Origin of the sequence: Gardnerella sp. KA00255 (assembly GCF_049244095.1) — a bacterium.
Taxonomy (GTDB): Bacteria; Actinomycetota; Actinomycetes; order Actinomycetales; family Bifidobacteriaceae; genus Bifidobacterium; species Bifidobacterium vaginale_F.
This window is the reverse complement of the sequence record NZ_CP058374.1, coordinates 349,754-372,671: the sequence shown is the minus strand read 5'-3', so window position 1 is coordinate 372,671 and position 22,918 is coordinate 349,754. Positions and strand designations below refer to the sequence as shown.

Here is a 22,918-nt window from a genome sequence, read left to right as displayed (position 1 = left end):
AGTCGAGTTTTGGTATTAGATAATCGAGTTTTAGTATTTATATCAATTTAAGTATTAGTGGCTAAATTGTGCTATCAAAGCTGATTATCAGGATCCTCATCATCTTCTACTGGGCCTAAAAGAACTCTTTCGGAAGTTTTAATAATTAGCATCAAAATAGAAGTAAGAATTATTAATACAATAGTTGCGGAAAAAATAGGAGGAGTTCTAAACGAGTTATACGCGAATTGAAGCCAAATTCCTAAGCCATTTCTAGCTCCAAGATATTCAGCAGTAGCAGCTGTTCCAAAAACATATGCTGCGCTAATTCGTATTCCGCCGAAAATTTGACGAGCTGCAACTCGTAATTTAACATGCCATAAAGTCCAAGTGTGAGTAGCTCCACAAGTTAAAGCAACATCTGTATAAAAACTTGGAACAGCGTCAAGTCCTCGTATAGTTTGTACAGCTATAGGGAAAATGCTAAAAATCATGACTATTACTATTTTTCCCGATATTTCAACGCCGAACCAAATCAAAAAAATTGGTGCGATTGAAATCAGTGGCATTGTTTGCGCAGCACATAAAAGTGGGAATAACGCGTATTTTAAAAGTTTAACAACGTGGAATAGTACTCCTAAAAGTATTCCAACTATAATTGAAATCCCAAAACCAATAACAGCTTCTTGAGTAGTAGCTAATATCGCTGGCAACATAGATGGGAAAGATTCAAAAGTTTCTTGAATAACAGAAATTGGAGTTGGAATCAAATTCTCTGATATTTTAAAATATTCGCACGCAAATTGCCATAAAAGTAGTAAAAACACTACTGCTATCGGGGTAGGCAGATATTTTAATAGCATATTTTTTAAACGCGAGCGCGTCATAGAGATTGATTCCTTTCATTAAACTTGCGATTGCTGCCCCAATCGCATAAAAACAAAATCAGTTTAGTACACACATTCTATTAGCACCGCACAACCAGCTATTAGTATCGCACAACCAGTAATGTTTAAAAATATTTATTTTGACAATTAATACGAATTTGTCTTTTGAATCGTGCATAATCTAAATGTTTCGTGAGTCAATGTGTGGCAAACCGCGGTAGATTCTAATCTGCTCGGGGGCATTGAACGGCGCGGGCTAGGCCCTTGATACCGTTTTCTGCCAAGTCTGTGCTGCATTTCCCAGAAAATGGTAAGTAAAACAAAGTAGGGAACTCATGAATATGCGTGTTTTAAAGCGTACTCTTGCGTTTATTCTTTCATTGTGCTGTGTTTTTTCTTTTGCAGCATGTGGGTCTAGCAGTAATCAAAATTCAAGCCTTAGAAAAGTATCTTTTATGCTTTTCTGGGCTCCTGATACTAATCATATTGGTATTTATGTAGCAAAACATAAGGGTTGGTTTAAGGATGCTGGATTAGATGTAGATATTCTGGCTGTTGCACAAACTGGATCTGAGCATGCGGTTGATAGTGGTGTTGCTGATTTTGCGCTTAGTACATTAACTAATGTTGCTGATTTTTCTACTAAGGGAGCAAATCTTGAAGAGGTTATGCAAGTTCAGCAAAAGCCAAGTGCTATTTGGTGTTCGCTTGATAAAAACAATAAGATTCACTCTCCAAAAGATTTTGACGGTCGTACTTTTGCTACTTTCGGATCAGCTGAAGGTGATGCTGTAATTCGTAGAATGATTCAGCACGATGGAGGCAAAGGAAAATTCGATAAAGTTACTGTCGGTACTTCAACTTTCAGGACTCTTGAATCTGGTAAAGCTGATTTTGGTGGATTCTACGGCACTTGGGAAGGCGTGCAGTCTGAAATGTTTGGTCCAAAGCTTCGTTGCTTTAAAGAGGGCGATTACGGTGTTCCAGGTCAGCCAGATACTATTGGCATAATAACTAATAAGAAGACTGTGAATAAAGATCCTAAGCTTGTTCGTGCTTTTGTTAAAGCTGCAAAGCGTGGGTATGAATACGCTTATGAGCATCCTGATGAAGCGTCAGATATTCTTGTAAAAGAAGCAAAAGAAGCAAATCTTGATCCAAAGTTCGTTAAACGCAGTATGAAAATGATTGTTGACGGCGAATATTGGGGAAGCAAGGCCGATATTAAGAGCGGTAAATTCGTGTTTGGAACCACTGATGTTAAAGGCGCTCAAGATTACTTTGATTTCTTAAGTAGAGAAGACGCTTATACCGATTCTAAGGGTAAAGTAACTAAGCAAGTACCTAATGCTAAAAAGCTTTCTACGGATGAATTTTTGAAATAGTTTAAAATAATTAAAACATTATCTTACTATTGACCACCATCTTGCTAGAATAGGCAAAGGTATGCGAGGGCGTATCTGCAGAACGTCGATGTACGCGATGCATTGATGCGCCCTTCTTGTTTGGTGTTTTGTAGTTTTAGTTATGACTGTTATTTAGTTGTAACAGTGATTGTGAAGAAAACGGGGATAGTATGGCATCAGATTTTTGGCTTATTGCGGGCTTAGGAAATCCTGGCGCAAAATATGAAGGAACTCGCCATAATATGGGGTTTATGGTGGCAGATGTCTTGGCGCAGCGCTGGTCGGTATCCCTTTCGGATCATAAAGGTCTAGCTAAGCTTGGCAAAGGTGTTATGAATTTAGATGGTAAAAATGCCAAGTTTTTCTTAGCTAAGCCATTGACTTTTATGAATGATTCTGGAGCAGCCGTATCCTCAATAAGTTCTTATTATCAGATTGAGCCAGATCATATTGTGATAATTCATGATGATATGGATTTAGATTTTGGGCGTATTAAAGTAAAATCAGGAGGATCTGCTGGCGGACATAATGGTATTCGCTCAATCGATCGCTCTCTTGGAACTCCTCAATACGCGCGAGTCAGGATGGGTGTCGGTCATGCTCAGCGTGGTGCTCACGCTCATGATAATACTGTTAATTGGGTGTTGGGCGGATTTGCTGCAGCTCAAAAATCTGAGCTTCCTAACTTTTTAGCTGATGGGGCTGATGCTGTAGAAAGCATTATTTTCCGCGGTCTTTCATTGACGCAGGAGCATTTCAATGGTCGATGAGGATGTGAATTCTGCGGCTTTAAATAAAAAATCTTCTACGAATACTGGTACGAGTGCGAATACAAATACGCGCACAACTACGAGCACAACTACTAATACGAGTAAGTTATCTCAACTTTCTTATGCATTAAAAGAGTTATGTGACAAAGATAAAGTATTTTATTCGCTAGTTTCAGGCGATATTGACGATTGTTTAGATTTCAACAATTATGACGATAGAAGTTTAGAAAGTGGAAGTTTAAAAAATAATCGTAGAGAAGATAATACTAGCGAAAAGATAAGTCGTGATTTAAATGGATCAGACTCGTCTTGTATTACTATTAAAGCTCCTTTAGGAATTAGAGCTGCTATAGCTTCAGCTGTATCTAAACGTAAGCCTGTTGTTTTTGTTGTTCCTTCTGGTCGTGATGCTCAAGATACGGTTATGTCTATTAGAGCATGGTATGAAGGTAATCCTCATGACGTTGAACAATTAACAGCTTGGGAAACTTTACCTCATGAGCGTCTTTCTCCTAGGGCGGATACTGTTGCGAATAGAATGGCTGTTTTTCGCCGTTTATGCCATCCTGATGAAAAAGATCTAACTTTTGGGCCTATAAAAATATTAGTAGTTCCAGTTCGTTCACTTATACAGCCTGTTGTTTCTGGTTTAGGTGATGTTGAGCCTTTAGTGTTTAGATGTGGTCAAGAAATTGCAATGGAAGATGCAATTCGAAGACTGGTTGAACAAGCGTATTCGCGCGTGGAATTAGTTATGGAGCGCGGTGAATTTGCTGTTAGAGGCGGAATTATTGACATTTTTATACCTACTATGAGTCATCCGATTCGTATTGAATTTTTTGGTGACGAAATAGATACTATTAAAGAATTCCATGCCTCTGATCAGCGTACTTATGGGGATAATATTAAAAGCGCGTGGGCTACTCCTTGTAGCGAATTATTATTCAGTGACGAAGTTCGATCTCGAGCTAAGAATCTTATAGGTTCAATTCCTAACGCTGAAGATATGTTGGAATCCATTTCGAATTCTATACCTGTTGAGGGTATGGAGTCTTTAATGCCAGCTCTTGTAAAGCATATGGAACCAATATTTAATATGCTTCCTAATGATGCGATTATCATGCTATCTGATCGAGAAAAATGCAGAAGAGCTGCAGAAGATTTAGCTCAGACTGCAAATGAGTTTTTAGCTGCTAGTTGGCATGTTGCAGCATCCGGTCATGGTGCTGGTGCTCCTATCAGTTTTGATCAAGCAAGTTTTCTTGATTTTGATGATTCTATTAACTCGTTGTCGTATTCAAATCACGATGTGTGGAATCTTACGTCATTTGGTATGGATGCTGGCATTGGCGACGGTATTGGTTCTGGTATTGGTGCAAGCATTGATAGAAGTTTACGCAATAATATTGTTTTGCCTGTTGAAGCAGCACAAGAATTTCGCGGCGATGAGAACAAAATTTCTGGTGGTGTAGCTGGATTAATTGATTCTGGATACAAAGTTATTATTACTGCATCTGCTGCAGGTACTTTATCTCGTTTAGCTAGAGCTATTCACGAAACTGGTGTAGCTAGTTTTGAAAAAGTGACTTCTTGCTTATCGGATGGTTTCATTGATAAAAGCGCTAAGATTGCTATTCTTACTGAGCGCGATTTAACAGGTCATAGTGCTCGTTCTGGTCAGTTAAAAACTCCTCAACGTAGAAGAAAATCAATAGATTTAGTTGAATTAAAGCCTGGCGATTTTGTTGTTCACGAGCAACATGGCATAGGTCGTTTTATCGGTATGAAGCAGAGAAGCATCTCAACAGGTGATTCTAGCGCAACAAGAGAGTATTTAGTTATTGAATATGCTCCAAGTAAGAGAAATGCTCCAGCAGATAAATTATTTATTCCAACAGATCAGCTTGATTTAGTTAGTAAATATATTGGTGCAGAAATACCAAAGCTAAATAAGCTTGGTGGATCCGATTGGGCTCAAACTAAAGCTAAAGCTAAAAGTCATGTGCGTGATATTGCAGAAAATTTGATTAAATTATATTCTGCGCGTGCTTCTTCAAAAGGTTTTGCTTTTAGCAAAGATACTCCATGGCAAAAAGAGCTAGAGGATGCTTTTCCTTATCAAGAAACTCCTGATCAGTTAACTACTATTGATGAAGTTAAAGCAGATATGGAAAAGTCGATTCCTATGGATCGCTTGATTTGCGGCGATGTCGGTTTTGGTAAAACTGAAATCGCTTTGCGCGCGGCTTTCAAAGCTGTTCAAGATTCTAAGCAAGTAGTTGTTCTTGTTCCTACTACACTTTTAGTTCAACAGCATTATGAAACTTTTACTTCTAGATTCGAAGGATTCCCTGTAAAAGTTGCTGCTATGAGTAGATTCCAAACAGCTAGTCAAATTTCACAAACTATTGACGGTCTTGCTGACGGTAGTGTAGATGTTGTAATAGGTACTCATAAATTGCTTAATCCTAGTATTAAATTTAAAGATCTAGGTTTAGTTATTATTGATGAAGAGCAGCGTTTTGGCGTTGAACATAAGGAAACGTTAAAAGCTTTGCGCACGAATGTAGATGTTTTAAGTCTTTCTGCTACTCCAATTCCTCGAACTTTAGAAATGGCAGTAACTGGTATTCGCGAAATGTCTACTTTAGCTACGCCTCCTGAAGATAGACTTCCTGTTTTAACGTATGTTGGAGCTTATGAAGAAAAGCAGGTTGCGGCTTGTATTAAGCGCGAATTATTGCGTGGAGGACAAGCGTTTTACGTGCATAATCGTGTAGAAGATATTGCTAGCGTCGCTGCAAAAATTCATGATCTTGTTCCTGAAGTAAGAGTGGGTGTTGCTCATGGAAAGATGGGCGAAAAGCAGCTTGATTCTGTAATACGCGATTTTTGGCATCGCGATATTGACGTGCTCGTGTGCACTACGATTATTGAAACAGGTCTTGATATTTCTAATGCAAATACGCTTATAGTTGACCATGCTGATCGTTTTGGTTTGAGTCAGCTTCACCAATTACGTGGACGAGTTGGTAGAGGGCGTGAGCGAGCGTATGCTTACTTCCTTTATGATCCGTCTAAGCCTATGACTGAACAAGCTCATGATAGGCTAACAACTATTGCACAGCATACGGCTTTAGGTTCTGGTTTTGATGTTGCTATGAAGGACTTGGAGCTACGCGGAACTGGTAATTTATTAGGCGATGCTCAAAGTGGACATATTGAGGGAGTTGGCTTTGATCTTTATGTTCGCATGGTTTCAGAAGCTGTTGAAAAGTATAAAGAACCAGAACATGTTCAAGAAGTATCAACTTCTATTGATTTGCCGATAGAAGCTTCTATTCCTACTTCTTATATTGATAGCGATAAGTTGCGATTAGAAGCATATAGAAAGTTGTCTGCTGCTCGTAGCGATGAAGATTTGCAAGAAATCCGAGAAGAATTATCTGATCGTTATGGTGAGCCGCCTAAAGCTTTCGAAGCTTTGTGTGATGTTGCTAGATTGAGATTTGCTGCCAGTAAATTAGGCATTACACAAATAGCTTCGCAAGGTAAATCTGTGAGAGTTATAGGTATGGATCCTAAAGAATCGTTGTTAATGAGATTAAAGAGGATTTATAAGTCAGTACAGTATCGTCCACTTACGCATATGCTGATTATTCCTGCTCCATTTGAATCATCATTAGGATCTAGTTCTATGAATGAATCAGATATTCTTAAGTGGTCTAAACAATTACTTGAAGATTTAGCGTGGTGATTTGTAATATCTGATTTGTAATATCTGTTGCAATATAAGTATTAAAAATATTTATTGCAATGCCATGCGCAGTTCGTCTTCTATTTCAACGTGATTATTTGGACGCTTTTGTGCATCAAGTTGGCTTCGATCAATATTCCAGTTTTTCTCAATGATTCCGTCTTTGATCATAAGAATTCTGTCAGAAAGTCTTACTGCTTCAGAAATATCGTGCGTGACCATTATTGTGGTCCAGCCATGTTTTTGCCTTAGATTATCAAGCAAATCTTGCATGTCTAAACGAGTTAAAGCGTCTAATGCTCCGAAAGGCTCGTCTAAAAGTAGTAATTCAGGATTATGAACTAAAGCTCTAGCTAATGAGACTCGTTGTGCTTGACCACCTGAAAGTTCTGACGGCCATTTCGAACCGCAATTATTAAGTTGCATATCGTTAAGAGCTTTTTCTGCAATAGATTTTAGTTCTGATTTGTTTCCTTGCATGCCGAAAACTACGTTCTTACTTACTGTTAGCCATGGTATTAATCTTGCGTCCTGGAAACCTATTGCTTGATGTTGCGTGACGTTTATTGTTCCAGAATCAGGTTTGATTAATCCTGAAATAACTTTAAGAAGAGTGGTTTTCCCACATCCTGAGCGTCCGATTAGAGATACAAATTCACCTTTTTTAATATTTAGATTTATATCTCGCAATATTTTAGCGTTATTTTTAAAAGTTACGCCAATATGTTCTAGAGTAACGCAGTAAGAGTTATTTTTAGTCTCATAGTTTTCTTCTATTTGAGTGTTCATATTTTACTCCTACTGCGTTGCTCTAAATCATGTTTATATAATATATATAACTTTGTTATACAAACTTGTTATATAACTTTGTTCTAATTTTGATTAATCAGTTATATATTTATTTTGATATTTAATTTTTGTTTTTACTGATATGTGTTTTATAGATATATGGATTAATTTACTTCGAGCAATCCATTACAGAATCTTTCAAATTCTTTGGAGCTTGCTTAATTAAACCATATTTCACGTATTCTTTAGCCTGAGTTTCCATCATTTCCAAACCTTTTTCATCGATTGGACGAATAGTTGGATTGTCAAACTTTTCAATTTGCTTAATAATAGTTTCGCTTGCTCCGAGCTGCTTGTAAGCGTTTCCAATAACATTGTTTTCTTTATGAGACTTTTCTGCTTCGCGAACAAGAGCCTTGTACATCTTCTTAACAAGATCCGGATGCTTTTGAGCAAAGCTCTTAGAAACAATGTGAATGGTGACGTTCATATTGCCGTACTTTTTAGCATTTACAAGCAACTTTGCGCCTGGAGTTGTCATTGCTGCAGCAAGATTCTGATCGAATGAGGAAATTGCGTCGATTTGTCCAGAAGTAAATGCTGCCTGGAAGTTCTTAGGGCTCATCTCAACTTTGTTAACTTTAGAAACATCTAAGCCGCTTTTATCGAATGCGCGGTGAAGCATGTAATCGCCAGTGTCACCGTTGTGAATAATAGCAACTTTCTTGCCATACAAGTCTTTTAGTGTTTTCACGCCGCTTTTTGCGGATGCAACGATTCCTTGGGAATCACCATTGTAATATTCGAGTGCAAAAGCAACCCATGGCTGTCCTTCAGCAATCAAATCAATGAAGCGTCCAGTTCCAGTGGTTGTAGCATCTGCATTTCCGCTCATCACAGCAGTAAGACCGTCAACTGGAGTGTAAGGACCAGTGTAAACTACTTTAGATTTGCCAAATTCGTCTTGAAGGAATTTCTCATTTTTCAAAGTAGTTAAATAATTTGCTGTAGAAAGATAAGCAACTCTCATAGTTCCAGCGTCTTTTGAAGAAGCGGTTGATGATTTTTGTGAGCTTCCGCAAGCTGCAAGAGATACAGTTGCACAAGCAGCGCAGATTAATGCAATAATGCTCTTTTTAGAAAATCGCATTTTTAAATTAGCCATGATATATAGCTCCTTTTGTTTGGTTGTTATTGTTTGTTGTTTGTTTGGTTGTTATTATTTGGTTGTTGATTCTAAATATTGACTAATTCTTAAAAAGCAATTTAATGCATTTTAAAAAGTAGTTAATTTTAGAAAAATGTTGATATTACTAGATTATTTGCGTGATTTTCTATCTAATCTGCGTTCAGGTATAAGAAGATACTCTAATATATTTGCAGTAAGCTCAGATCCAAGACCTGCAATTGCGTACATAATAACGCATGCCATCATTTGATCTGGTCTAAAGAATTCTTGTGCTCTTGAAAGAATGTATCCAATTCCAATAGAAGAATTAACTGTTTCGCAAGTCACTAATGCAACCCATGCTACAGATATTGCAAATCGCAAACCTGTCATAAAACTTGGAAGTGTGCCGCGAAGCAAAATAGATATAAAAATAGTAGATTTTTTAACGTGATAAACCTGCGCTAATTCAAGAAGTTTTGGATCAATATTACGCACTCCATCGCGAATATTAACGTACATAGGTCCAAAAACACCAACGGCTATAAGCGCTATTTTCATCGTTTCATCTATTCCGAGGAAAATTATTAATATTGGAGCTAAAGCCGGGAATGGAATTGACCTCAACATGTGGCTTGGTTTATCAACAACAATATTGCCAAGCTTACTGCCTCCTGCAAGTATTCCTGCTGGAACAGCAAAAATAATTCCTAATAAAAGTCCTAAAAGAACTCGTAAAATACTTATTCCTAAGGATTTTAATAATATGCCTTCATTGTTTAAATCAATAAAAGCTTGTATTACTTCATATGGGGATGGCAAAGAACGGTCTTCGATTGGAGAAAGAGTTGTGAAAAACCACAAAACCAAAATGAGGATAGTTGAAATCCACACTTTGCACGAAGATACCGCTTTAAACGCAATCTTCAATATGTTCTTCGCTTTATTAGGCGAACTGTAAGTCATGCGACAATCCCTTCGATAGTTTTAGCTATATCAGGTTCGACGAGTGTATTCTCAGCGCAACACTGTACATATTGTTGTTTGGCACGATGTAGTTGCGCACCCCGTGTCTGAGGTCATTATCTATTAAGGGTATGGACAAGTATTATTTAAAAGCGATATTTATAAACGATATTCGTGTAAAAATCGATGATCTGCTAATTTGACTCGAAGTAAATCAAGATATTGTGAACGTTCACGGCATAAACACAATGGAAGAATCTATAACGTCCATAAAACGCACTAATGTTAAAAGAGTCATCACAACCCATAAGTATTAAGGAGTAGTTGTGGCAGCTATTGAAAGCGTATATGCACGCGAAATTTTGGATTCCCGTGGAAATCCTACTGTTCAAGTTTATTTGGAAACTGAAGATGGCGCTCAGGGCATTGGTTTAGTACCTTCTGGTGCTTCAACTGGTGAAGCTGAGGCTTGGGAACGTCGCGATGGCGACAAGTCCCGTTACCAAGGCAAGGGTACCTTGGAAGCAGTCAAGGCCGTCAATGAGGTTATCGCACCTAAGGTTATTGGCATGGATGCCACTGACCAGCGCGCTCTTGATGAAACTATGATTGAGCTCGATGGCACTCCAAACAAGGGCAAGCTTGGCGCAAACGCTATTCTTGGCGTTTCTCTTGCTGCTCTTTATGCAGCTGCTGAATCTGCAGAGCTTCCATTGTATCGTTACATCGGCGGAACTAACGGACACATTCTTCCAGTTCCAAACATGAACATCATGAACGGTGGCGCTCACGCTGACTTCGCAACCGATATTCAGGAATACATGATTTCTCCATACGGCTTCGCAACCTACAGCGACGCTTTGCGCGCCGGCGTTGAGGTTTATCACACCTTGAAGAACGTTTTGAAGAAGGAAGGCTTGGCTACTGGTCTTGGCGACGAAGGCGGCTTCGCTCCAAAGATGAAGTCCAATGAGGATTCCTTGAAGTACATCATGGATGCGATCGAAGCTGCAGGTTATGAGCCAGGCAAGCAGATTGGTATTTCTCTTGACGTTGCTTCTTCTGAGTTCTACAACAAGGAAACTGGTAAGTATCGTTTCGATGGCGAAGAGCGCGAATCTGCTTACATGCTTGATTACTACGAGAAGCTCATCAACGAGTATCCAATCGTTTCCATCGAAGATCCATTCCAGGAAGAAGGATGGGATGATTGGGCAGAAATCACCAAGCGTCTTGGCGATCGTTTGCAGTTCGTTGGCGATGATTTGCTCGTCACTAATCCAAAGCGTTTGGCTAAGGGTATTGAGCTTGGAGCAGCTAACTCCTTGCTCGTAAAGTTGAACCAGATTGGTTCCGTTACCGAAACCCTCGACGCTATTGAGCTTGCAACCAAGAATGGCTTCACTTCCATGGTTTCCCATCGTTCTGGTGAAACCCCAGATACCACCATTTCTGATCTTGCTGTTGCTAAGAACACCGGCCAAATCAAGACTGGTGCTCCTGCTCGTGGCGAGCGTATTGCTAAGTACAACCGCTTGCTTGAGATTGAGGAAGAGCTTGGTTCTACTGCTCAGTACGCTGGTTACAGTGCATTCAAGGCTTGCAAGAAGTACGTTAAGTAGTTTCATAGTTTTGAATTGCATTTTGATAAGCTACAATAAGCTAATTTGAATATGCTAAACGGTCGGTCACTTCGGTGGCTGGCCGTTTTATATAAAAATAAAACTGAATTAAAATATCTAAAGCAATAAATAAAACTGAATAAAACAATTTAAAAAATATAAAAATTGCATAAAACTGAATAAAATTGCATAAAGCAATCTAAAACAAATATAAAACAATTTGGGGGTCTGTATGAGTTCGTTAGTATACATAAGTTCTGGAAGCAATATTGGGGATCGTTTAAATAATTTACAACAAGCAGTTAAAATGCTGAAAGAAAATACCCATATAAGTAATGTAATAGTTTCTTCTGTTTATGAAACTGAACCAGTTGGAGACGTTGAGCAAGATAGTTTTTATAATATTGGAATTAGGCTGAGAACAGACTTAACTCCTTATGAACTTTTAGATTTCATTCATGAGATAGAGCAGCGTTTACACAGAAAGAGGATTATCCATTGGGGTCCTCGAACAATCGATTTAGATATTATTGATTACGATAAATGCGTATTTAAAAGCGATAATTTAACTATTCCTCATAAAGAGCGCGATAATCGCAAATTTGTCTTGGTTCCGCTATTGGAAATCAGCAAAGATGATCCTGACTATCATGACTTACTTGAAGAAAAACTATCTTATCTTAATGATTCTCATTGGATTAAAATCGTTGAAGGCAGTGAAGTTTTTAATTAAATAAGACGTTTTCTCACATTCATATTTATTTATATTCCATTCATATTTATTTGTATTTATGGTATGTGCAAGCTAGAAACAAAATTGCAAATCCGCATACTTAGCTTGCAAATAGTATATGATTATTTAGGTATTTAGACATAAAGATAGGAATAGTTATGAATATTACAAAAGAACGTGATATTACTGGCACAAGTCTTGCAGAAAAAGTTCTTCTTAATCAAGTACAAAAAGAGCAAAAATTAGTTTTGAACTGGAATGATATACCTTCTGACTGCATGCAAAAGGTGATTGATTTCATTGATCATTTTGATACTTCTTATGAAGTAAAAGAGTCGTCTGTTCAATTTTTATTGCCGCTTATTGCCATTAAACCTTTTATAAACGCATGTGAAAAAACGTGGAATAATGATTCTAATCTATTAGAAAGCATTAATTCTGTTGCGCGCGAAAATACTATTATTTGGAAAGCTGGACGTTTCTGCTTTGATACTATTGACAAGCCAATTGTTTACGCAATTTTGAATATTACGCCTGACTCTTTTTATGACGGTGGAAGATATCAAACAGAAGAGCAAATTAAAAAGCATGTAGAAGAAATCGTTAATGCTGGAGCTGACGTTATTGAAGTTGGCGGTCAAACAACTAAGCCAGGGGGATATGTAGAAATTACTCCTGAAGAAGAAATTAGTCGTGTAATCCCAACGATTCGTTATATTCACGATAATTATCCTCAAATTGCTGTTGCTGTAGACACTTATAAAATTCCAGTTATGAAAGCAGCAATTGAAGCTGGCGTAGATATTGTTAACGACGTTCGCGCATTTGAAGATCCTGAAAAAGTAAAATTGATGGCTGAATCTAATGTTGGCTTAGTTACAATGCACAGCAATAGAGATACAGAATATGATAATTTAACAAAAGTTATGTGTGAATTCTTTACCAATAATCTTCGTATGCTTATAGATGGTGGAATTGATAAAGATAGGATTATTCTCGATCAAGGTATTGGATACGCGAAAGTTGCTGATGGCGAGCAAGACTACGCTATGATGCGTAATATTAATCAGCTAAATCGTTTTGGTCGTCCAATATTAGTTGCAATTTCTCGAAAAGGCTTTGGCAAAAAGTTATTCAATCTTGATAAAGAAGATCGCTTGCCTGTAACTCTTGTTGCGGAAACAGCGATGTTTATGGCTGGCGGTCGCGTAATTCGTGCTCATGATATAGCTGAAACAAAGCAATTAGTAGATATGATTGACGTTATTAATCGTAACTACTGGCTTAAATAAAATGTTTCATGTTAAAGAATCACGTTTACTTGTAGCACACGTCGAATATGCCAAGTAGGTTATAAATTATGAGTGCAAGAAAACGCCGTATGCTTGTCAATGCTAATACGAATGGAGACAAGAAAAAGAGTTTTAAATTTTTTTCTGGTCCGATAGTGTTTGCAATTATGCTTGCTGTTGTTATTTTAGGCTCTATAGAGCTTATTTCAACTATTCGAAGTTATGCGTTAAGCCTAGCTGAATTGCATACGTTGCAAAATGAAGAATCTTCATTGCAAACTCGTAAAAATACACTGCTCAATAATATTGACCGTTGGAAAGATAAAGCATATGTAGCGACTCGCGCTCGCGATCGTTTGGGGTTTGTTTTCCCAGGAGAGCAAGCTGTTCGTGTTGAACATCCTGAAGCTGTTACTGGCAAAGCTCCTAATAATTTTGCTGAAAGCAGTTACAATAGCGCTTCTCATACTGCACTTCCTTGGTATAGTAATTTGTCTTACACTTTGCACAAAGCTGACAAGCCAGAAAATATGGTTGAGCATTCATCGGATAAAAATGCGGATAGTAATATAACTCGTACAAATAATTAAGGTGACTGAAGTAACTAAGGTAGCTGAAACTGAAGTTAAGGTAACTAAGGTGACTGAAGTAACTGTTAATTTTTATGTAAAACACGTGATTATTTTGCGATAGTTTTACATTGGATTAGCGTGTAACCTGCTTGTATTCGTTTTTGTTAAGATTAAATAATACGAAGATGTTTTAGGTATAAATAATACAGGAGTTAGTAATGGTATTTGATGTAGAAGCTGCAATAAATCGCTTCTGTGATAATCCTGCAAGTGACGTTGATAAAGATATGGTTTACCGACAACTAGGGCGTTTCCCAAGAGGAATGGTTTCTGTAGGAGCTCGTTGTGTGTGCGGAAGACCTTTAGCTGTTATTACGCGTCCTTGCTTAGAAGATGGAACTCCTTTTCCTACTACATTCTATTTAACTAGTCCTGAAGCAGTGAAAGCTGTATCGCATATTGAAGCTGAAGGCTTTATGCGTGAGTGTAATGAGCTTTTGAAAAATGATGCAAATATTGCTGAACAGTATGCTAAAGCTCATGAAATTTATAAGTTATTTAGGCATAATTTAGCAATTCGACTTTCGGATAGTGAAGAGCATATTTCTGATGTTAGCGCCGGAGGTATGCCTGTAAGAGTTAAGTGTTTACACGCGATTCTTGCTCAAACTCTTGTTATGGGTAGTGGGATTAATCCAATTGGAGACATGGTATTAGCTCGAATCAGTAATGAGTTTGATCCTGGCGTGTGCCGTTGTACAACTCCTTGGAGTGATGATTCAACTGAGTGCGATAGCGAAGTAATAAATAATAGCGATAATTCTGATGCCAGTAATTTTAATAGCGATAGTTCTAAGAATGTTGTGGAAAATATGAAATATACAGAATCGCAAAAATCAAAAAAATCAAAAAAATCTGTGTGCGTTGCAGCTATTGATTGCGGTACTAACTCAATTCGTTTAAAAATCTCTCGTGTAAACGATCACGGTATGACAGATATTGTTCCGCGAATGTTAAGAGTTGTGCGATTGGGGCAAGGCATTGATGAAACTCATAAGTTTTCGAATGAAGCATTAGAGAGAGTTAAAGCTGCAGCTCACGAATTTGCGCAAGTTTTAAAAGACAATCCTGTTGATGGTATTAGATTTGTTGCAACGTCTGCAACGCGCGATGCTGAAAATCGTGAGATTTTTGAGCAAATGATGATAGATGAACTTGGTGTGCGTCCTGAAGTTATCAGTGGTACAGAAGAAGCTGCACTAAGTTTCCTTGGAGCAACTAGTGTTGTTTCTAGGGATGAATTACCTGCGCCTTATTTAGTAGTAGATTTGGGCGGTGGATCTACTGAATTAGTTCTAGGCGGAGACGGAATAAATAATGATATTAGGGAAGTTACAGCTGCGTATTCAATGAATATTGGTTCAGTTAGAATGACTGAACGACATCTTCACACTGATCCTCCAACTGATGATGAAATTAATACCGCGATTGCTGATATCGACGCTAATATTGACGAAGCTTTACGATGCGTCCCAGTAGGTAAAGCAAATACTATTATTGGAGTTTCAGGTTCAGTTACAACAATGGCTGCGCTCGCTTTAGGATTGAAGCATTATGATCATAGTGCAGTTGATGGCGCACATATTGGGCTAGAGCAAGCTTATACAGTTAACGATAGATTCTTACATATGCCTAGAGATCGTAGGCGTACGTATGCAACAATTCACCCTGGACGTATTGATGTTGTTGGCGGTGGGGCTATTGTTTGGAGCCGTGTGCTTGAGCGTGTTTCTAAAGCAGCATATGAGGATCATGGTGGGGTATTAGACACATTTGTGGCTAGTGAGCATGGTTTACTCGATGGAATAACGCTTGATTTAGGCAGAAAATTACTCGCCACACGCTGAGTTGGTAGACGCTGATTCGGCACGCTGACTTGCCACATAATCATTCGCCACACGCTGAGTTGTGTTTATGTAATTAATATGGCATAATGTATGACTGTTGCCTCTGTGGCGGAATTGGCATACGCATCAGACTTAAAATCTGACGCCCTTACGGGCTTGTGGGTCCGAGTCCCACCGGAGGCACGAATAAAACGTTGCATGGCTTTTGCTGTGCAACGTTTTTTTGTTAAAAACTGGGATGTTTTTAGACTATAGCTCTGTTTTTAGTTGTTTTTTGGGAAATAATCCGAAACAACACGGAATTAGATTGAGATTAATGTATGCAAAATCACTGTATATTGTGGTTATGCTTATCTAACTGACTGTATATTGTGTTTGTGACACGCTGGTGCGATATATGTACACTAAAAGAAGCGAAGAATATCAAGTTTTCAATATATTTTTAACGTATTTTATTGTGGTTTTTACAGAATCTAGGAATTTTTACGAATATTAAGAAATGTGCTGATTTTGCTTGAATTTTGCTATGGGGGGGGGGTAGAACTGTTAGAGGCTTTCTGGGAAGCCGTGCCTGCATATAAGGCATACGTATATGTTTTATACTGACTACCTGTGCTTGGCTCAGTTAGTTGCATTCGTAGTAGCGAGTGCGCAAGGTTTTTGATTTGCCATACATCGGCATCGTATGCAGGCTGAGTGTTTGAAGCTTAACACTTAGAGAGTTGGAATTTGAGATATACTGCGGCTTTTGCTGCAGTGGAGGACTAGGAAGGCGAGAAAATGTTACCAGCAAAGTTCCGTGGATTCGCATCACGCGTGGGTCGTCTTGCGTCGCGCGCTTTGGCTTTGCATAAGGACGGCGAGCGTGATGGCGCCACCGCTCGCACTTCCAGCACTGCAGCTACTTCCGGCAACGTCACCACGGCTCGCACAGCTCACACTTCTCGCACCTTCCGTCGTGCGCTTTTCGCAATGCTCGTATCAGCCGCCACCATAGCAACTATGCTCATCGTTCCGCCAGTGCGCAACGCTAATGCAGCTAATGTTAGTTGGGATTACCTTGGTAATGGATATATTTCTCCTAACTCTGTTGCGAGTTGGGATGTATATAGGGATTTCGGTGTTCAGCCGCCAGATATAAATACGGTAACCGTTAATGGAAAGAAAACGACGACTATCAAGTGGGATGTTCTTTTTAATGCAACTTCTTGCAGAATTAAAAAAATTGCGAATCCATTTATAGACTGTGATGAGGAAGCTGCTGAGCATACTTATGGTGGTAGACCTGACTTTTATCTTATTCTTCCTGCGAAGCTTAAGGACAATACTATTAAGATTACGCGTTATAGAACTAGGAGTGACGGTCGACATCCTGTTAAGAGAGACGGTAAATATTCGTTTATTACTACGTACTCTTGGGAGACTCGAGGCGAAAATCAATCACCAGGTGATTTTAATGGTGGAAGCAATGAAACCAAATTGCCTGGTGATAAAGGATACGAGGGCCTCTGGGATAATTCTATTTCAAAATGTGGTATGGGTTCAGACAATGCTTGTGAAATTAATACATGGCGTAGAGCTGGTAAATTTGGCAGAATTCTTAAATCTTGGGAACAAGATAATGGTGTAGATGCTGTTCACTGGATTATTTCTGCTGAAGTTGAAGATGGAGTGAATCCTTATGACCTGCCTTTCCTTGCTGGCTGGATTTCACTTAGAGGTGACAAGCATAAGTTTACAGCTTGGGGTCCGTATGATCACGATGGTGATGGCATACCAGACTTGGAAGAGTTTAATTATGGTTTAAATCCTAAAAATAATGATGATATCCAATTCCCAAGGAAGTCTAAAGAGGACGCTGTTTACGGTGAAGTTACTTCCGTAAAACCATATATAAATACTGGTGAGTGGGTTGGTGATTCTTATAACGGCGATTTTAAATATTATAAGGACATGCCAAATCATCGAGGCAGTACTACGTCTGAGGTCATTCCAACTGATGCTGGAATAGAATTTACGTTTAAAAAGAATGAATTCGGAAATATGGAGATACTTCCGCCCGGTGTTACTAAGGCTAGCAATCCTAATAATATGAAGCCTGGTCAGGCATATATTAATCCAAAAACAGGCGAAGTTAAGTATAGTCCTAAGTCTTCTGATAGAGGCAGAACCATACATTTTGATGTTCAAATAAACTACCCTGATCCTAAACCTAACAATTGTAAAATGAACAATTCAATTGTGAAGGTTAAAGGCGTTGATATACACGTCGTTTCTCAGGCGTCCCGGTATAACCCTGAATATGAAACATTGAAGAATGTGGAGCCTACGTCATCAAATGCTTTTACTGAGCGCCCTAAGAGCGTGCGACCAAATGGCAAGTATTGGGTTAAGGAAGGCCCATTGCCTGAAGGAACTACTTTTACCTTAAGACAATATAAAGCTAATGGTGGCAAGGGTAGCAATATTGGTGAACCAGTACTTTCGTGGTCACATATTGAAAATGAAGATAAGAAAACAGGTAGAGTACATTTTAAGCCAGGTAGAAAAGAAGCTGGACTGAAGGGAAAAACTCCTGTTATTGTTACGTATCCAGATGGTTCTACATCTGAGGATTCTGATGCTGCTAACTTCAATGGTGGCCGAGGTATAGTGTACGCCAGTGTGGAGGTCAATCCGCTTCCAATTGGCGATCAAGATATGCATTTGAATATTCATAATGGAAATAATGAATATAGTCCTGCTGGTGCTCCAATTGGCAGCAGAGACTCTGATATTTTGCACTATACAAACAGCATGCCTATTAAGCCTAATTTAGTGCTTGACTCATGGTCTAATGTTCAGCCTGGTAAAATTGTTTTTCGAACATTGTGCAGTGAGGATCCTACAACTAACAATAAGTACACATTTTTATCTAATGAAAAGCAAGAATTTAATGGTTTGAAAATTGGTAAGCCTGTGCAATGGGAAAAGCTTGGTATATATAAAAAAGATTGCAAAGGTGATAAATGCAATACGAAAAAGTATTTGTACACTGACGATAGTGATACCGCTGAGCGTTCTCGAGCTGTTATTAGTGGAACGCCTAAAAATAATGGCAATTTTAAATGCGTTGTGTATGCGTTACATGAGGGTAGTCAGATTCTCAATAACCTTGATAATCTTGGCAAAAATCATCCTGAAATGTTATCTTTGTTTGCTAATTATACTTCTAAAGATATAGCTTCGCGCACGTTCCGTTTTAAAGTGCACCCAATGGCAGAAATGTACAATCCTAAGTACGAGACTTCTACTGTGCAGGCAGGTAACTTTGATAAGAATAATAACGTTTCTAAAGTTCCAAGAAGCTTCAGAAACGCTAATGGAGTTACGAATAATCCTAGCTATGTGAAGAACAATGTACCTTTGCCAGATGGAACTTGGTTTGAGCCTGCAAAGCCGAAAGATAAATTGTCAAAATGGGCTTCTTTTGAAGATGGTCAAGATAACAAGCCTGCTAATAAAAATGTGGGTAAGAATCATAATGCTGGAGATGGTACAAAATACGGTAAGGTAACTTTCAGTCCAGATAAGTGGCAGGAAGCAGACACTTACAATTATCCGGTAGTCGTGCATTATCCTGATGGTTCTAAGTCAACTGACCGTGAGTCTGCTAATGGCGGCAAACCTGTGAATGCTCCAGTTAAGGTAGAGCGAAAAACAGCAAATCCAGATTTTCATTTGAATCTTTACACTGGCAGAACTGGCGGAACGCGTATTGTAGATAACGATTCGCAAGGTGTTACCTTCAAAAAGAATCAAAGTGTTGATATGTTAGTAGACTCATGGTCTACGTATAAGCCTGGACCTATTGATCAGCGAGTGATTTGCTACAAGTATGATTCTAATACTGGTCAGCCAATTGCTGACTCCTATCAAGTTGGTGGAATTAATGGGTTGAGTCTTACTGGTGACAGTAATAGTAAGCCTAAGCAGTGGCAGCATGCGGATGTCGAGCATAACAGTGATAAGCGTAAAACATGTAATCGTAATGATAAGAGTGGTTGCGAAACTGGAACTTATCTTTATGACTATGATGTAAAAGATGGTGTTAACGGCAATAGGGAAACCACCGAGCGAACGAACGGTCATATTACTGGTAAGCCTGAAGGCTATGGCGATTTTGTTTGCACGGTTTATGGACTGAAAACTCTTTCGCATAAGGGTAAGACTGGCGGTCTTGTTTCTCGTTTTGATGCTTTTGTTAAAAATATCAAAAATGATGCAAGTGGAACACTGAGTAATATTAACGCATTACTCAATAACACAGTAGATGCAAAGTATCCTCAGAATAACTCTGTGCGACACGTTGATTGGGACTCTGTAACCTTCCCAATTCACGTGCACTCGGACGCTCACTACTACAACCCGAAGTATGAAGAGGTTAAAAAACTACAGGCTGGCGAAACTGGTACCTCTAAGCTGCCAAAGAGTGTTAAGAATGCTAATGGTGCAAAGAATAATCAGGATGATGTGAAAGACAATGAGCCTTTGCCAGATGGAACTTGGTTCGAGTTTAAGCAGTACACGAAGAATGGAAAGCCTAATGGAGATGGACCTCTTAACTATGCTTTCTTTGAAAATGATGACGATAATGTCAAGAATGAGGGCGGTAAGAAATCAGCTAAGAATGGCACGGGTCAGTTTGGTAATGTGACTTTCCATCCTCATAGGTGGATTAGCACTAATAGGAGTGATAATGCTCCAGTAGTTGTTCATTACCCCGATGGTTCTACTTCGGAAGACCCGGATTCTGGTAACAATGGTAACCCAGTGTATGCGAAAGTAAATGTTGTACCACACGACTATAATCCTGGCGATTTGAGTTTTGATGTAACGAACAATTTTAACAATGGTGGCTGGGCTGATAAGACTATTAAGATTAAGAAGGGTGATCCTCTTACCAATAGTCATCCTCGCCGTCTTAACTTATGGTCTACTCATAAGCCTGGCAAAATCGAGCTTAGGACAATATGTCATAAGATTATTCACAAGGATAATACTGCTGATACTACGTCTGAATACACTTGGAATGGTATTGCTGGCATTACCATGGAGAATCCAAGTATTTGGGATCATCAGGAAGATCCTCAAAAGCAGCATAAGTGCTATGGGGATAAAAAACAGTGCGATGTGAAGCTTTTGTATGACGATTATGTGATTAATGGTAATTCTAGGAATACGACTGAGCGTACGCGTGCATCTCTTGTTGGCAAGGCTAACGAATCCGGCGACTACGAGTGCGTAGTGTACGCGATTAAGCAGGGAAGCAAATTATTAGAGAGCTTTGATAATGCTGTTCAGTCGATTAAACCAGATAAAAGCGGCAAAGCAACGCCAAGCAACACTGATCCTTTGAAAGGCTTCAAGTGGAAGCTTGATGGTGATACTGGTAAAAAAGACGCGGTTAAAGGTGTTGACTACGAGTATCGCGCAATACAAATTCAAATTCACAACGACAATCACTTCTACAACCCGAAGTATGTTGATGTGAACGTTACGGCTGGTCAAAAGGTTGAGAATGCTGTGCCGCAAAGCGTTAAGAGTGCTAACGGTGCAGATAAATATCAGGATGCTGTGAGGCCTGGCGCGCTTCCGGACGGAACTTGGTTTGAGTTTAAGGATGCCGCAAACGGCTTTGAAGTAAATGCTGACGGCACTAAGGGCAACAGTGTGTCTTTAGACTGGTCGTATTGGGCTTCTGGCAACGCCACCGATAAAACTGGTGAGCAAAGCAATAAGCCTGACAATCCTTCCAAGCAAAAGAATGGCAAGCACAGTTCCAAGGATGACGGCACGCGTTACGGCAAAGTGACCTTCCACCCGGATCAATCTGTTGCTCCTAAAGCGTACTTTAAAGAGATTGTCATCCATTACCCGGATGGATCCACTTCTGACGACCCGGATTCTGGTAACAACGGCAAGCCTGTGTATGCGAAAGTTACAGTTGGAGGTTTCAGTGGATCTGACAAGGATCTTAAGATGACATTGCTAAGATCCCAGGACGCTGATCCTGTTGACACGCTTGGTGGTAATAATTCTCTTACCGTTATGAGCGGCACGAGCCTTACTAAGAATCCGTATGTGCGCGCGTGGAGCTTGAAAGATCGTAGCAATATTTCATTGCGCATGATGTGCACTAAGCAAGGCGAGCAAAAGTGGAGCCACGGGCTTGACGATACGCTCAATATGCACCTGAACCAGAATTATGGCGAAGGTGTAAGACCGTGGGCTTTTGCAAATGCTGATCAGCGAAAGTCTTGCAGTGAGAACGGTGATAAGTGCATAGCTAACTTGCTGTATGGCTTCACGAAGAATAAAGATCCGAACAGCATAGAAAGCGCTGTGTCTCGCAGTGAAGACGATATTGCTGGCATACCTCAAAAGGCTGGAAATTACACGTGCGCTGTGTTTGCGTTGAAGCCGAATGCACTGACGGTGTTTAATGGGCTTAGTTCATCTACAGATATGAAAAAGGTTCAGCTTACAGAATTAAAGTCTGCTGTTGATTGGAACAGAATTTCCTTCGACGTGAACGTGATAGATCCTCCTAAATTCGCGCTGCCAAAGACCGGTGGCGAGGGGATGAATATGGCGCTGCTGGTGCTGATGATAATCGGCATGTGCGTTATGTGCGGCGCGTTCTTCGTTGATCAGACGAAGTGGGGTCACACTCTGCTTGAGTCGTTGCTGCGTAAGGCACTGATTAAAGATTTTATCTGCAAAACTGCCAAAAAGCTTCGCGCTTTAAGGCGACTTGGCGAAAGGTGGCGATGCTGATGAAAATTTTCTGCAGCTTAAAAACTGCAGTATCAACGTTCCATGTGCTGGCAATGACATTACGCGTTACGTAGTGATGGTACACAGTGACGTTACACAGTAACGGTAATTATGCCGGAGCATGGTTCGGATTTAATCTTGCTGCGCGCGGCGCAAATCGTAGCCGCCGACAGAGTTCATGCGGCTTTGCGATGACTCCGCCGACCGTGCGCAACACAAAATAAAACAATAACCGTAATTCCTCTCACAAA

Annotated in this window: 13 protein-coding genes, 1 tRNA gene and 1 riboswitch; of the genes, 10 read left to right on the top strand and 4 right to left on the bottom strand. The window is 39.4% G+C overall.

Translation table 11 applies throughout. From position 1 onward, the window contains the following. Positions 1–74 precede the first annotated feature (74 nt). Positions 75–866 (bottom strand): ABC transporter permease, encoded by a 792-nt coding sequence (locus HXT51_RS01455; RefSeq protein WP_415692059.1) that lies wholly within the window; start codon positions 864–866, stop codon positions 75–77. 335 nt (positions 867–1,201) lie between these two features. Between HXT51_RS01455 and HXT51_RS01450 the strand changes: the two genes are divergently transcribed. The 3 genes from HXT51_RS01450 (at position 1,202) to mfd (ending at position 6,799) form a co-directional block, all read left to right on the top strand. Then, entirely contained in the window at positions 1,202–2,251 is a 1,050-nt protein-coding gene (locus HXT51_RS01450; protein WP_415692058.1) for an ABC transporter substrate-binding protein, read from the top strand. 191 nt (positions 2,252–2,442) lie between these two features. Then, positions 2,443–3,042, top strand: coding sequence for an aminoacyl-tRNA hydrolase (gene pth, locus HXT51_RS01445; protein WP_415692057.1), 600 nt, complete (start codon positions 2,443–2,445; stop codon positions 3,040–3,042). Continuing rightward, a complete protein-coding gene (gene mfd, locus HXT51_RS01440; protein ID WP_421776605.1) occupies positions 3,032–6,799 on the top strand; it encodes a transcription-repair coupling factor in 3,768 nt (1,255 codons plus the stop codon). Before pth ends, mfd begins: the two co-directional genes overlap by 11 nt. Positions 6,800–6,850: 51 nt before the next feature. Here mfd and HXT51_RS01435 read toward each other — a convergent pair whose 3' ends face one another. The 3 genes from HXT51_RS01435 to HXT51_RS01425 all read right to left on the bottom strand — a co-directional run bounded on the left by HXT51_RS01435 (position 6,851) and on the right by HXT51_RS01425 (position 9,722). Continuing rightward, positions 6,851–7,588: an ABC transporter ATP-binding protein gene (locus HXT51_RS01435; protein WP_421776604.1), complete on the bottom strand. Its 738-nt coding sequence runs from the start codon at positions 7,586–7,588 to the stop codon at positions 6,851–6,853. Positions 7,589–7,757: 169 nt separating this feature from the next. Continuing rightward, on the bottom strand, positions 7,758–8,753 hold the full coding sequence (locus HXT51_RS01430; protein ID WP_421776603.1) for an ABC transporter substrate-binding protein: 996 nt from the start codon (positions 8,751–8,753) through the stop codon (positions 7,758–7,760). Positions 8,754–8,906: 153 nt separating this feature from the next. Further along, entirely contained in the window at positions 8,907–9,722 is an 816-nt protein-coding gene (locus HXT51_RS01425) for an ABC transporter permease (protein ID WP_103084117.1), read from the bottom strand. After that, positions 9,712–9,836: riboswitch (TPP riboswitch) on the bottom strand. Its footprint overlaps the gene before it by 11 nt. 212 nt (positions 9,837–10,048) lie before the next feature. Between HXT51_RS01425 and eno the strand changes: the two genes are divergently transcribed. From eno to HXT51_RS01390, 7 genes are all read left to right on the top strand, one after another. Next, positions 10,049–11,344: a phosphopyruvate hydratase gene (gene eno / locus HXT51_RS01420; RefSeq protein ID WP_103084118.1), complete on the top strand. Its 1,296-nt coding sequence runs from the start codon at positions 10,049–10,051 to the stop codon at positions 11,342–11,344. Between the two features lie 232 nt (positions 11,345–11,576). Next, positions 11,577–12,077 carry a 2-amino-4-hydroxy-6-hydroxymethyldihydropteridine diphosphokinase gene (folK, locus tag HXT51_RS01415; RefSeq protein WP_415692053.1) on the top strand — a complete coding sequence of 167 codons (501 nt, stop codon included), beginning with the start codon at positions 11,577–11,579 and terminating at the stop codon, positions 12,075–12,077. Positions 12,078–12,235: 158 nt separating this feature from the next. Beyond that, complete coding sequence (folP, locus tag HXT51_RS01410) at positions 12,236–13,369, top strand: dihydropteroate synthase (RefSeq protein WP_421776602.1); 1,134 nt, start codon at positions 12,236–12,238, stop codon at positions 13,367–13,369. 68 nt (positions 13,370–13,437) lie between these two features. Further along, positions 13,438–13,959 (top strand): FtsB family cell division protein, encoded by a 522-nt coding sequence (locus HXT51_RS01405; RefSeq protein WP_421776601.1) that lies wholly within the window; start codon positions 13,438–13,440, stop codon positions 13,957–13,959. Between the two features lie 200 nt (positions 13,960–14,159). Next, positions 14,160–15,848 (top strand): DUF501 domain-containing protein, encoded by a 1,689-nt coding sequence (locus tag HXT51_RS01400; RefSeq protein ID WP_421776600.1) that lies wholly within the window; start codon positions 14,160–14,162, stop codon positions 15,846–15,848. Between the two features lie 99 nt (positions 15,849–15,947). Then, positions 15,948–16,031 (top strand) — tRNA-Leu (locus tag HXT51_RS01395). A gap of 597 nt (positions 16,032–16,628) precedes the next feature. After that, positions 16,629–22,667 (top strand): Rib/alpha-like domain-containing protein, encoded by a 6,039-nt coding sequence (locus tag HXT51_RS01390; RefSeq protein WP_421776599.1) that lies wholly within the window; start codon positions 16,629–16,631, stop codon positions 22,665–22,667. The last annotated feature ends 251 nt before the right edge of the window (positions 22,668–22,918 follow it).

What these genes read in the sequence shown, in the direction of transcription:
- HXT51_RS01430 (WP_421776603.1), bottom strand. Translation starts at nt 8,753, where the DNA reads ATGGCTAATTTAAAAATGCGATTTTCTAAAAAGAGCATTATTGCATTA.
- HXT51_RS01390 (WP_421776599.1), top strand. Translation starts at nt 16,629, where the DNA reads ATGTTACCAGCAAAGTTCCGTGGATTCGCATCACGCGTGGGTCGTCTT.
- HXT51_RS01425 (WP_103084117.1), bottom strand. Translation starts at nt 9,722, where the DNA reads ATGACTTACAGTTCGCCTAATAAAGCGAAGAACATATTGAAGATTGCG.
- HXT51_RS01450 (WP_415692058.1), top strand. Translation starts at nt 1,202, where the DNA reads ATGAATATGCGTGTTTTAAAGCGTACTCTTGCGTTTATTCTTTCATTG.
- pth (WP_415692057.1), top strand. Translation starts at nt 2,443, where the DNA reads ATGGCATCAGATTTTTGGCTTATTGCGGGCTTAGGAAATCCTGGCGCA.
- folK (WP_415692053.1), top strand. Translation starts at nt 11,577, where the DNA reads ATGAGTTCGTTAGTATACATAAGTTCTGGAAGCAATATTGGGGATCGT.
- folP (WP_421776602.1), top strand. Translation starts at nt 12,236, where the DNA reads ATGAATATTACAAAAGAACGTGATATTACTGGCACAAGTCTTGCAGAA.
- HXT51_RS01405 (WP_421776601.1), top strand. Translation starts at nt 13,438, where the DNA reads ATGAGTGCAAGAAAACGCCGTATGCTTGTCAATGCTAATACGAATGGA.
- HXT51_RS01435 (WP_421776604.1), bottom strand. Translation starts at nt 7,588, where the DNA reads ATGAACACTCAAATAGAAGAAAACTATGAGACTAAAAATAACTCTTAC.
- mfd (WP_421776605.1), top strand. Translation starts at nt 3,032, where the DNA reads ATGGTCGATGAGGATGTGAATTCTGCGGCTTTAAATAAAAAATCTTCT.
- HXT51_RS01400 (WP_421776600.1), top strand. Translation starts at nt 14,160, where the DNA reads ATGGTATTTGATGTAGAAGCTGCAATAAATCGCTTCTGTGATAATCCT.
- HXT51_RS01455 (WP_415692059.1), bottom strand. Translation starts at nt 866, where the DNA reads ATGACGCGCTCGCGTTTAAAAAATATGCTATTAAAATATCTGCCTACC.